Below are 12,769 nucleotides of genomic sequence, written 5' to 3'. Positions count from 1 at the left end.
TCTGTCACCTCGGCGTCTCTCGCCATCGGCAGTGATCGGGCAATGGTGCTGGGCAAATAATTATTTGCCCCTACAACAGCTCACCACCACAGGAAATACACAAGTGGCGAATAACCATTCGCCCGCCTTCACAGGGAGCAACGAGCAATGAAAACGAACACCGCAGCATTCAAGAGACTGAGCGCCGCAACGATCGACAACCGTGCCTGGCTCATGGAACAGTTCCCCCCGTACTTCTTCATCGCCATGAAGGACGAGCCCGCGGCGATGGCCATGCTGGAACGCGAGATGGGAAGCCTCGCCGAAAACCGCCGACTGGTGCTCTCCGACCGGGAGAAATGCCTGATCCAGGCGCTCCCCAACGTCCCGGGTTCCCTCTACGACACGCTGCGCCGCATCCCGGAGCGTGAGATATCCTACGCCATGATCGCCCACTCCGAGAGCCCGCTGCCCGGGACGGACCGCACCCTGGAGATCCAGCGCTTCGAGTTCGACCGCAGGACCAACAAGGAGATACTGGACGGGGGGACGGTGGAGATCCCCACCGCCATCCGCGCCAGGGTCGCTTCGGCACTCCGCAAGAGCTACCCCGACTTCGCCATGGGCGAACTGGACCGCCTGCTGCGCATGGTCTGGCTCAACAACGAGAAGTACGTGCGCATGGCCTGGCCCGAGCGGGTGGCCCAGGTGCTGAACCTCTACCAGAAGGGGGTGAAGGCCGGGGGGCTCCACCTGGACGTCGAGGAGATGGAGGGAGGGCGTGAATCCCGCATCCACTTCGCGGTCGGCAACCCGCCGCAAAACGACTTCCTGCTCCAGGTGATGGAGGTCTTCAACCGCCTGGACCTCGGCGTGAACCGCGCCTACTGCCTCACCATCTCCAACGGCAACCACCCCTACTTCCTGGGGACCTTCTACGTGCGCCGCCGCGACGGCGAGGTGCTCTCCCGCGGCAGCGAGCTGTTCAGCCGGCTCAAGGACGAGCTGTGCAACACCCAGATCCTCGCCACCACCTCCATCGCCTACCGCGACTTCGTCACCAAGGGTACCTTCAGCGGCAGGGAGGGGTCGCTCATCAACGCCTTCATCGCCTTTACCCACACGAACCTCGCCCACAACCAGCCGGACCGCTTCGGCCTGGACGACGTGAAGAGCGCCTTCTTCTCGCACCCCGAGATCGCCCTGCAGTTGGCCGAACTCTTCTCGGTCCGCTTCGATCCGGCCGTGGCCGAGCGCGAGCCCCTTTACGCGGCCAAGCTGGAGGAAACCGAGCGTGTGGTCGCCGACTACAACACCGGGCACCGCTACCTGGACGAGGTGCGCCGCGCCATCTTCCGCTGCTGCCTCATCTTCATCAAGCACACACTGAAGACCAACTTCTACGTCCTCGAGAAGCAGGCGCTCGCCTTCAGGCTCGACCCCTCCTACCTGACCGAGCTGGGCAGCGACTTCACCTCGGATCTCCCGTCCGCCCTCCCCTTCCGGGTCACCTTCTTCTTCAGCCGCTTCGGTTTCGGCTACCACATCGGCTTCTCGGACATCGCCCGCGGCGGCTGGCGCACCGTCATCGCCAGAAACGGCGACGACTTCATCACCAACGCCAACACCATCTTCCGGGAGAACTTCGTCCTCGCCCACACCCAGCACCTGAAGAACAAGGACATCTACGAGGGGGGATCGAAGCTGGTGCTGATCCTCGACGCGGGGGACCTGCAGCGAAGCGGGGAGCGCGACCAGGAGGTGCTGCGCCTGTACAAGCTGCAGTACGGCGTCGCCAACGCCTTTTTGGACATCTTCGTGACCGGAAACGGCGTGGCGAAACTCCCGGCGGTGGTGGACTACTACCGCGAGGACGAGCCGATCGAGCTCGGGCCGGACGAGAACATGCATGACGCCATGATCGAGAGCATCGCCCGCATCTCCAAGGAGCGCGGCTACCTGCTCGGGATCGGCATCATGTCCAGCAAGAACGTGGGGATCAACCACAAGGAGTTCGGCGTCACCTCCACCGGCGTGGTCCGCTTCGCGGAGATCACCATGGCCGGCCTCGGCATCGACATGGTGAACGATCCCTTCAGCGTGAAGTTCACCGGCGGCCCCAACGGGGACGTGGCGGGGAACGCCATGCGCATCATGCTGGAGCGCTACCCGAGGATGCAGATCCGCCTGATCCTCGACGGGACGGCGGCGCTTTTCGACCCGCAGGGGGCGCGCCACGAGGAACTGGGGCGCATCCTGTTGCGCGAGGACCTGGACGGCTTCAACCCGCAGGCGCTGCACGAAGGGGGCTTCATGCTCTTTAGAAGCGGCAGCAGGACCGAGGGGCTGAAGACCCTGTACCGCAAGGTGACCATGGGGAGCGGCGCCCTCAGCGAGCAGTGGATCTCCATCGACGAGTTCTCGCGCGAGTTCGGGGACCTCGTCTTCACCACGCAGGCCGACCTCTTCATCCCCGGCGGCGGCCGCCCGGAGACGATCGACGCCGGCAACTGGGAGCGCTTCTTCCTCCCCGACGGCACCCCCTCCGCGCGGGCCATCATCGAGGGGGCCAACTCCTTCATCACCCCGCAGGCGCGGATGTCGCTGCAAAAACGGGGCGTCATCATCATGCGCGACGCCTCCGCCAACAAGTGCGGCGTGATCTCCTCCTCCTACGAGATCATCGCCAACCTCCTCATGAAGGACAGCGAGTTCCTGGCCGAGAAGGAGGAGTACGTCGCCGGCGTCATCTCCATACTGGAGAAACGGGCGGCCGACGAGGCAAGGCTCATCCTCAAGCGCCACCGCGAGAACCCGGCCCTCCCCTGCACCGAGATCTCCGACGCCATCAGCACCGAGATCAACGGACACTACGCGCGCCTGTTCCGGTTCTTCCAGGGGAGGCCGGAACTCCTGGGACAGGCCCCGTTCCGCCGGGTTATCCTGGCGCACCTCCCGGCGCTGGTGGCGGAAAAGGCGCTTTACCGCCGCAGGATCGGCACCCTCCCGCAGAAGTACCTCTGCGCCATCCTCGCCGCGGAACTCGGCTCCTCCATGGTGTACCGGGGCGACCAGGAGACCGAGTTCGAGGACATCCTGAGGCTGCACATCGACCGCAACTTCGCCGCCTGACACCATCCTCGTTTCCTCCCCCTCCGGGAAAGGGGCGCAGGTGAGGGACAGGCGCTGATCCAACAAACAAATGAGCCCGCCGGCAACGGCGGGCTCATTTGTTTGAGTAAGAGTTCTTTGCTGGTATTATCATGAAGTTGCCCCGGCCGGAATGACCGGGGCTCAACATTTCGGGCACATTGCCGATGAGGAACGCATCGCCACCAATCCTGTCGGAGGAAGAGTGTCTTACCTCAAGGGCCAATATCCGCACCGCAACCGCTCGGCGGCACTGCGCTCCAGCGCCATCCTTTTTGCCGCCTTCCTGGTGGTGTTCGGGCTGATAGTCTGGTTCACCGAAGGGAACAACATCAAGGCGAAGCAAAACGACCTGGCCGGCAGGGCCAAGACCTTCAGCGGGTCGCTGCAGCTCACCCTGGAAGGGGACGCGAGCTACCTGGGACTGCTGGCCATGGACCGGGCCGCAGGCAAGCTCAACGCGGCGCTTTTCCAGGAGCGTGCCGGCCAGTACGTGCAGGCGCACCCCCAACTGATCAACATCACCTGGGTCGATGCCGATTTCTTCATCACCGATGTCGCTCCGCTGGCCCCCAACCGGCAAATCGTCGGGCTCCACCTGAACCTTCCCGAGCCCAAGCGGGCCTCCGCCCTCGCCCGTGAGCGGCGCCAGCCGGTCTACACCCGCCCCTTCGAGGCCATCCAGGGTAGGCCCTCCTTCGAGGTATGGGTCCCCGTGTTCAGGGGGGAGACCTTCCTCGGCCTCTTCGGGGGGGTCTATTCCTGCGAGGAACTCCTCAAGCAACTCGTCGCGCATACCCAGCCGCGCCTTTACCACCTGAGCCTCAGCGACCAGAACGGCCGCCTGCTGGCCACCATGCCCCAGGCCGAGCCCGTGGATCCGCACTTCACCCTGGAAATGGGGGTCACCGGGCCGGAAAGTGGCGTGATGCTCCGGGTGACCCGCTACCAGGGGCGCGCCGACTGGCGCCTGCACCTGTTGAAGGCGATCTCCATTTTGCTGGTCCTGGGGGTTTCATACGCGCTCTACAACCTGAAGCTCGAGATCGATGAGCGCAAGCGCGCCGAGGAGGAGATCAAGAAGCAGGCCTCCCTTTTGGAGGAGGAGATCAGCGAGCGCCAGGCCGCCCAGGAATCGCTGCAGGAGCAGGCGACACTTTTGGAGGAGGAGGTGTCCGAACGGTGGCAGGCGGAGGAGGCGCTCAGGGAGAGCGAGGAGCGGCTGCGGCTGCTGCTCGATTCCACCGGGGAAGCGATCTACGGCATCGACGTCGAAGGAAACTGCACCTTCTGCAACCGCGCCTGCCTGAGGATGCTCGGCTACCAAAGCGACACCGACTTGTTGGGAAAAAACATGCACGACATCATGCACTACAACTACCCCGACGGCCGGCACATGCCGCAGGACGAGTGCAGCGCCCACAGCACCATGCTGCAGGGAAAGGGAACCCACGTGGAGGACGAGGTGTTCTGGCGCTCGGACGGGAGCAGCTTCCCGGTGGAGTACTGGTCCTACCCCCAGGTGAAAGAAGGGAAGGTGGTGGGCGCGGTGGTGGCCTTTCTCAACACCACGGAACGCAGGCACCTGGAGGAACAGTTCCGCCAGTCGCAGAAGATGGAGTCCATCGGCCGGCTGGCCGGGGGGGTTGCCCACGACTTCAACAACATGCTGAGCGTCATCTCCGGCGCCGCCGAGCTCTGCAAACGAAAGCTCGAAGAGGGGGAACCGGCGGAGCAATACCTGGAACTGATCATCAACGCGGCCAAGCGCTCAGGCGACATCACCCGTCAGTTGCTCGCCTTCTCCCGCAAGGAGGTCATCTCGCCCAAGGCGGTGCAGTTGAACCAGCAAATCGAGGAGGCCATCAGGATCCTGACCCGGCTCATCAGCGAGGACGTGAAGCTCTCCTTCCAGCCGGCAGCGGAACTTTGGACCGTGCTGATCGCCCCCTCGCAGGTGGACCAGATCCTTATGAACCTCGCGGTCAACGCGCGGGACGCCATGCCCGGCGGAGGGAGTCTCACCATCACGACCGCCAACATCGAGATTTCCAGCCACTACGCCTACTTGCACCCTGACGCGAGGCCGGGGGAATACGTGCAACTGTCGGTGAGCGACACCGGGCACGGCATGGACAAGGCGACCGCCGCCCACATCTTCGAACCCTTCTTCACCACCAAGGCACAGGGGAAAGGAACCGGCCTCGGTCTCTCGACGGTGTACGGCATCGTCACCCAAAACGGTGGTTTCATCAACGTCTACAGCGAACCCGGGCAGGGATCGACCTTCAGGATCTATCTGCCGCGTCTGCAGGAGAGCATGCCGGCGCAGCAGGGGACCCAGGCGAGCGAGGACCGGCTTAGCGGGACGGTGCTCCTGGTCGAGGACGAGGAGATGCTCCTGTGGCTGACCACGCAACTGCTGGAGGAGATGGGACTCAAGGTCATCCAGGCCCAGGACCCGCTGCAGGCCCTGGAGATCACCCGGCAGCGCGGCGGCGAGATCGACCTCATCCTCACCGACGTCGTGATGCCGGAGATGAACGGGAGGGAGCTGGTGGACCGCATCAGGGAGTTCCTCCCCGAGCCCAAGGTGCTGTTCATGTCGGGACACACCTCGGACAACGTCATCCAGCGCAGGGTGATCGAAGACGGGATGCATTTCATAGAAAAGCCACTGGGGATGGAGACGCTCTCCAGGAAGATCAGGGAAGTGCTGGCGGAACGGCGTTGATGTCACCGGGGCGGGCGCACAGGCGGGCGGCATGAAGATAGAGAAGTACCAAACCGGTGAACGGGTCACCATCGCGCCTGGCGAGTTCTACGTCACCGGCAAGCCCGGCGTCATCACCACGCTGCTCGGCTCCTGCATCGCCGCCTGCCTGTACGACCCGGTGCGGCGCCTGATCGGGATGAACCACTTCATGCTGAGCAACCCGCGCTACTCCAGGGAACTGCCTCTCAACGTCACCGAGGCGGGACGCTACGGCGTCCATGCCATGGACCTGCTGATCAACGCCATGATGGCCCAGGGGACCGACCGCTCCCGGATCAGGGCCAAGGTCTTCGGGGGGGCCACCATGATCAACCCGGACGGGAGCACGGACAACTTCTTCTGCGTGGGACAGGTCAACTGCAGGTTCATCCTGCAGTACCTGGAACAGGAACGGATCCCCATCGACGCCATGGACATCGGGGGCGATTTCGGGAGGGTGATCCACTTCTCCAACGGGGATTTCGCGGTGCACCGCAGGAAGGTGGATTCAAGCCGCAGCAGCAAACTGGCCCAGCGCGACCGCTACTGCTGGCAAAAGGCGATCGAGCAGCAGCAGGCCGCCCTCACGGAAGTCGACCTTTGGTGACCGGGAAAGGAACCATCCCCAGATGAAAATGTACCTGTTGCAGCAGGAGCAGCTGCTCCCCTTATCCCTGGAGCGGGCCTGGGAGTTTTTCGTGCACCCGGGCAACCTGCCGCTCATCACCCCGCCCGACCTTGGCTTCAGGATCACCGCGGAGCTGCCGGAGAAGATGCACGCCGGGATGATCGTCACCTACACCGTGACCCCCTTCCTCGGGCTCGCGGTCAACTGGGTAACCGAGATCACCCAGATGCGGGAGCCGTACTTCTTCGTGGACGAGCAGCGCTTCGGGCCGTACCGGATGTGGCACCACCAGCACACATTCAGGGAGACGCCGCGGGGAACCCTGATGACCGACCTGGTGCACTACGTCCTCCCCTTCGGCCCCTTCGGGCGCGTCGCCGCTCCGCTCGTGGCTAAGCGCGTGCGCGGCATCTTCGAGTACCGGCGCACGGCCCTGGCCCGCGAGCTCGGCTTTCCCCCCTGAGCTGTCGCAAAGGAGCGGAGAGTGTGCCCATTTTTTATGCAAAAGGGTAAAAAACCGTGAACTACGGAGAGAAACCGGCCCGATCCCGAAACTTATCCACAGCGTTTTCCACGAAACTGTGTACAGCGAAGCCGCTCCCATAAGGGAGTTAGGTCCGGGAGCCGGTTTTTATGCACTTTCACGCCATTTTGCGGAGCCTCGACATTATATTGACGAACGCTAATGCTAAAAATTACCCCCCGCCACCCCAGAGCGGATCCTCGAAATACTGGCGCCTGAGACGCTCGTCCGGGTTCTGCTCGTAGAATTCATCCTCGGCAAAGGAAAAGCGGTAGTCGGAGAGGTAATCGAGCAGCACCCGGTAGGCCGCGTTGACCCTCCTCATCTCCTCGTTTTCGGCCGGCGCCCCCAGGTCGGGATGATGTCTTTTCACCAGTTCCCGGTGCCGGCTCTTGATCTGCCTGAGGCTCGCCCGCTCCTCGAGGCCAAATACCGCCAGTGCGAGCTGCAACTCCTTGTAGGTCATACCTTTCTCTCCCGCTCCCCCGTCACCCCGGCCCCGCCGCGCCGGAGCCTCCCTTCACTTTCCCGCCATACGCAGGGCGATGCCGCAGACGTTGGCCACGGTGAACCCGTATTCCTCCAGCACCCGCTCCCCCGGGGCTGAGGCTCCGTAATCTTTTACACCGAGAACCTCTCCGGCATCACCCACATAGCGGTGCCACCCGAGGGTGCTCCCCGCCTCCAGCGCGAGCCTGAGCGGGACCTCCCGCGGGAGCACCGCTTCCCGGTACGCGGCGGGCTGCTCGTCGAAGAGCTCCCAGCTCGGGAGGGAGACCACGCGTACGGCGAGCCCCTCCTCCCGAAGCCGCAGGCGCGCTTTCAGCGCGAGGGAGACCTCGGTCCCGGTGGCGATCAGGATGAGGCGGGTCCCGCTTCCCTCGAAGTCGGCCAGCACGTACCCACCGCGCAACACCCCGTCCGCCGCCGCGTAGCGCTCCCGGTCCAGGGTGGGGACGGCCTGGCGCGACAGCACCAGGACGACCGGGCGGTTGGTGATGGAGAGGGCGGCGCGCCAGGCGAAGGCGCTCTCGTTGGCGTCGCAGGGGCGCAGCACGACGAGGCGCGGTATGGCCCGCAGCGAGGCGAGCTGCTCCACCGGCTGGTGGGTCGGGCCATCCTCCCCCACCGCGATCGAATCGTGGGTGAAGACGTGCACCACCTTCAACCGGGAAAGCGCGGCCAGGCGCAGCGACGGGCGCAGGTAGTCCGAGAAGGTGAGGAAGGTGGCGCCGAAGGGGATGGTGCCGCCGTGGGCGGCCATGCCGTTCAAGGCGGCGGCCATGGCATGCTCGCGCACGCCGAAGTGGACGTTGGCGCCCGCCGCTCCCCACTCCCCACCCACAGCCCCCTGGCGGTCCTCCGGCTGCCACGAGTCCCCCTGGAAGTCACCCCGGCCGGCGAGCGCGGTGACGGTGGAGGGGTTCAAATCCGCCGAGCCGCCAAAGAGCTGCGGCAGGCGCCCCGCCAGCGCGTTCAGTACCTTCCCCGAGGCGGCGCGGGTGGCCATCCCCTTATCGTCGGCGGGAAACAGCGGCAGCGCCTCCAGCCACCCCGCGGGCAGCTCCCCGGAGAGGAGAAGCGCGAATCCGGCGGCAAGGTCGGGGTATGCAACGGCGTAGCGGGCACGCGACGCCTCCCACTCCCGCTGCGCCGACTCCCCCCGCTCCAGCGCCTCCCGGAAACGCTCCAGCGCCGGCTGCGGTGTGAGGAACTCCGGCTCCGCGGGCCACCCCAGGCGCTCCTTGCTGCGCAGCACCTCGTCCGCGCCAAGAGGCGCCCCGTGCGCCTCGAAGCTGTCTTCCTTGCCGGGTGAACCGAAACCGATGCGGGTGCGCACCATGATGAGCGAGGGACGCCCCGTCTCCGCGCGCGCCTCCTCGATCGCGGCCGCGATCGCCGCCAGGTCGTTGCCGTCGCCGACCTCGAGGACCTGCCAGCCGAAGGCGGCGAACCGCGCAGCGCGGTCCTCGGAAAAGCTCAGGGAGGTCGAGGCGGCCAGCGTGATGCGGTTGTCGTCGTAGAGGCAGATGAGTTTCCCGAGGCGCAGATGCCCCGCGAGGGAGGCGGCCTCCGAGACCACCCCCTCCATCAGGTCCCCGTCCCCCGCTATCACGTACGTGTAATGATCGATGAGGCGGAATCCGGGGCGGTTGAAGCGGGCGGCCAGATGCGCCTCGGCCATGGCCATCCCCACCGCGTTGCCGAACCCCTGCCCCAAAGGTCCGGTGCTCACCTCGACGCCGGGGGTGAGGCCGCGCTCGGGGTGACCGGGGGTGCGGCTCCCCACTGGCGAAAGCGCCTGATCTCCTCCAGCGGCAGGTCGTAACCGGTCAGATGCAGCAGGGAGTAGAGCAGCATGGAGCCGTGCCCTGCGGAGAGGACGAAACGGTCCCGGTCGAACCAGCCGGGATCGGCGGGGTTGTGTTTCAGGAATCGGGTCCAGAGCTGGTACGCCATGGGAGCGGCCCCCATCGGCATACCGGGGTGGCCGCTGTTGGCCTTTTGAATGGCGTCCACGGCCAGAAAGCGCAGGGTGTTGATGCAGAGCTGGTCCAGATCGGTGGCGGGGGCGGTAACGGGATGCGTGGTCATGGCGCTGCTCCTTCAAGCATGAGATCCGGGAGCATCGGCACTGTTTCACAAAAGCTTCTTTTCTTTACGCAAGAAGCCTCCGTAGAAACTGTGACAGGAACTTTCCGCTGCTTCCTGCCATGACTATAACAAGTGATGGGTCAAATAGAAACTGTATGAGTGGAACTCGATGACTGTGCCGGCTGTTGCTGATACAGTTTCCCCCCCCGCCCCTGCCACCATCGGGACTGCCTAATCTGAACTGTCGCAAAAAGAAAGTCCCTCCTCCGGGGAGCGGGCGCCAGCCACCTGGAACCCGGAGACCGACTTGTCGAGGCTGCACCAGACGTCGTCGCACAGCTTAAGCCCCACGGCCTGGGCGTTCTCCTCCAGGTAGCGCAGATGCCTCGTCCCCGGGATGGGGACCACATCGCTGCCGCGGCGCAGCAGCCAGGCGAGCGCCACCTGGGCGGGCGTCGCGTCGTGAGTACAGGCGAGCTCGTTGACCATGGAGACCAGGGTGAAGTTGTGGCGCAGGTTCTCGGCGAGAAAGCGCGGGTTCTTGCGGCGCCAGTCGCACGGTTCCAGGTCGTCCGGCGTCCTGATCTTGCCGGCCAGGAATCCCCGTCCCATCGGGCTGTAGGCCACGAAGCCGATACCGAGTTCGCGCAGCACCGGCAGGAGCTTGTCCTCCACCCCCCGCTCCCACAGCGAGTATTCGGACTGTACCGCGGAAAGCGGGTGCACGGCATGGGCGCGACGGACGATTCGCGGTCCCACCTCGGAGAGGCCTATGTAGCGCACCTTACCCTGCCGCACCAGTTCCGACAGGGCGCCCACCGTCTCCTCGACCGGGACGGCGGGATCCAGACGGTGCTGGTAATAGAGGTCGATGTAGTCCGTCCCCAGGCGCTTTAGCGACCCCTCGATGGAGCGGCGTACCTGCGCCGGGCTGCTGTCCAGCCCGACCTGTCTGCCGTGCGGGCCGAAGCGCCAGGCGAACTTGGTGGCCAGCACCAGCTTTTGGCGCGGGATCTCCTTCAGCAGCCGTCCCAGGAGTTCCTCGTTGCAGAAGGGACCGTAGACCTCTGCGGTATCCCAGAAGGTTATGCCCAGCTCGATGGCGCGGCGCAGCACCCGGATCGACTCGGCCAGGTCCTGGTTGCCGTAACTGTAGGTCAAACTACGGCAGCCAAGCCCCAGCGCCGACACCTCCAGCCCCTGTTGCCCCAGCTTACGTTTGTGCATGGAAACCTCCTTCAAGACAGGTTCTGAGTACTACTGCCAGGTTCTAGGTTCTACGTTCTGCGTTCGACGCTCCAGGTTTATGGTTCATCTGCATCGATATAATTCGTTTCCCGCTACACCGAACGTGAACGGGTTCTGGCCCTTCCCCCTCTCCGGCGGGCGCGGCAACAAAAATAGCCCATATCTCGATATGGGCTACTTTCGCGGCGGCGGTGGTTAGGGGTGCCGATGGCCAGGGTGCCGGAGGTGAGCGCTGGAGCCCTGGCCGGTCATGGCTACTTGTTGACGACGCAGTCGATGATGGCGTTGATCCTGCGGTTTTGCTGCCGCCCTTCCGCGGTGTTGTTGTAGGCGATGGGACGGGTGGAGCCGTACCCCTTGGCGGAGAGACGGGAGCGTTCGATGCCGAAGTTCTTCACGAGGTAATCCACCACGTTCTGGGCGCGCTGCTGGGAGAGCTTCATGTTGCGGGCGGCATCGCCGGTGTTGTCGGTGTGACCTTCGATGACGGCGGTGGTGGTGGTATAGCGTTTCATGTAATCGGCCACCTTGGCGATCTCATCGCGGTACTGCGGCTTGATGTCGGATTTCCCCGTGTCGAAGTCCAGTACCAGGGCCATGCACAGGCGCTCCGGCGGGGTGACCTGCTGCACGTCGAAGGCGCAGTCGATGATCGCCTCGATGCGGCGGTTCTTCTGCTTACCTTCATTGGTGGAGTTGTCGGCGATGGGACGGGTGAAGCCGTATCCCTTGGCGGCGAGACGGGTACGCTCGATGCCGTACTGCTCGGCGAGGACATCGACAACAGCCTGGGCGCGGCGCTGGGAGAGATCCATGTTGTGGTTGTAGGACCCGATGTTATCGGTGTGCCCCTCGATCACGGCGGTGGTGGTCGGGTACTTCTTCATGAAATTGCCGACCTGGGCGATCTGGTCGCGCAGTTCCTGGCGCACGATCGCCTTGTCGATGTCGAACTCACCCTGCAGGGTGACGCAGTACTTGTAGTGCCCCGGGCTCGGCTCCGCGGCTATCGGTTGCGGTTGCGGCTGCGCTTCGGGCTGTGCCGGCGGCGGGGTCTGGGTGACGGCCCCGCCGGGTTCCGCTGCCGCAGCCTTGGCGGGTGCCGTTTTCATGCTCCGCCCGCCCACGACGAAGGTGAGGCCGATGCTGTATTCCCAGTTCCTGGCGATGTTTTCCTTGACGTGCTCGCTCTGGAAGTCGATGATGCGGCGGGCGTCGCCCCTGAAGGCGATGTCGTCGTTCAGGAAGAGCTTGAAGCCGGCGCCGCCGTTGGCCGTACCGTCGTGGAGGTCCTTCCCCTTATACCGGATGGTGTACCCGCCGCCGCCCAGGGCCAGGTAGGGGACGAACGCCGACCTGGGCATGAAGTTCCAGATCAGGTCCAGGTGGTAGGAGTACATGCCGTTCTCGCGATCGGTGGCTTGGTCTTCCACTCTCAGGTAGCTCCCCACAAGTTCGGTGGCGAAGTTGTCGGTCCAGTCGTAGCCGAGCCTCAAACCACCTGTGATCCGGTTTTCCCTGTAGTTGCGCTGGGGCAGCTTCGAATCATCGAAGATGTACCCGCCGGCGAAGGGAGAGATGGAGAACGCCCCCGCACGTTCTCCGGCGTGCGCCGTGGCGGCCAGCGCCATCACGGCCATGACCATGATGCAGATAAAGCCGGTGATCTTTTTCATCGTGGTAGCCTCCTTGTTGAGGAGGATCATCTCGAAGATCCTCCCGCTAAAATTTTCGAGCCGGCCTCTGGCTGGCCCATCCAGTCCCGGCCCTAGCCGGCGTGAAAGATCCCGCTAACTCGTTGATACGATTCCGGCGGCGCCCGGTTCGGCACTGCCGGAAAAATTAACGCTTACCAATATAACGTCATTCGTCTCCCTGTCAACTCACCAAA

Annotated in this window: 7 protein-coding genes and 1 pseudogene; 4 read left to right on the top strand and 4 right to left on the bottom strand. The window is 64.4% G+C overall.

Annotated features, from left to right (window positions below; translation table 11 throughout):
- Positions 1-147: 147 nt before the first annotated feature.
- The 4 genes from KP001_RS01325 (at position 148) to KP001_RS01310 (ending at position 6,975) form a co-directional block, all read left to right on the top strand.
- On the top strand, positions 148-3,111 hold the full coding sequence (locus KP001_RS01325; RefSeq protein WP_217287796.1) for an NAD-glutamate dehydrogenase domain-containing protein: 2,964 nt from the start codon (positions 148-150) through the stop codon (positions 3,109-3,111).
- A gap of 223 nt (positions 3,112-3,334) precedes the next feature.
- Positions 3,335-5,863, top strand: coding sequence for a hybrid sensor histidine kinase/response regulator (locus KP001_RS01320; RefSeq protein ID WP_239027863.1), 2,529 nt, complete (start codon positions 3,335-3,337; stop codon positions 5,861-5,863).
- Positions 5,864-5,894: 31 nt separating this feature from the next.
- A complete protein-coding gene (locus KP001_RS01315) occupies positions 5,895-6,491 on the top strand; it encodes a chemotaxis protein CheD (protein ID WP_217287794.1) in 597 nt (198 codons plus the stop codon).
- 22 nt (positions 6,492-6,513) lie between these two features.
- The gene (locus KP001_RS01310; RefSeq protein ID WP_217287793.1) at positions 6,514-6,975 is read left to right on the top strand and encodes an SRPBCC family protein; all 462 of its coding nucleotides are present in this window, start codon (positions 6,514-6,516) and stop codon (positions 6,973-6,975) included.
- 232 nt (positions 6,976-7,207) lie between these two features.
- Here the strand turns inward: KP001_RS01310 and KP001_RS01305 are convergent, their stop codons facing one another.
- The 4 genes and pseudogenes from KP001_RS01305 to KP001_RS01290 form a co-directional block, all read right to left on the bottom strand.
- Positions 7,208-7,501, bottom strand: coding sequence for a J domain-containing protein (locus KP001_RS01305; RefSeq protein WP_217287792.1), 294 nt, complete (start codon positions 7,499-7,501; stop codon positions 7,208-7,210).
- A 54-nt stretch (positions 7,502-7,555) separates the two neighbouring features.
- Positions 7,556-9,630, bottom strand: a pseudogene (gene tkt / locus KP001_RS01300) (transketolase).
- 231 nt (positions 9,631-9,861) lie between these two features.
- Positions 9,862-10,857, bottom strand: a complete 996-nt coding sequence (locus KP001_RS01295; protein ID WP_217287791.1) for an aldo/keto reductase — start codon at positions 10,855-10,857, stop codon at positions 9,862-9,864.
- A 275-nt stretch (positions 10,858-11,132) separates the two neighbouring features.
- Complete coding sequence (locus tag KP001_RS01290; protein ID WP_217287790.1) at positions 11,133-12,554, bottom strand: OmpA family protein; 1,422 nt, start codon at positions 12,552-12,554, stop codon at positions 11,133-11,135.
- Positions 12,555-12,769: the final 215 nt, after the last annotated feature.

Origin of the sequence: Geomonas subterranea (assembly GCF_019063845.1) — a bacterium.
GTDB classification, from domain to species: Bacteria; Desulfobacterota; Desulfuromonadia; order Geobacterales; family Geobacteraceae; genus Geomonas; species Geomonas subterranea.
The sequence above is the reverse complement of the archived record's forward strand: the minus strand, read 5'-3'. Positions and strand labels throughout refer to the sequence as shown.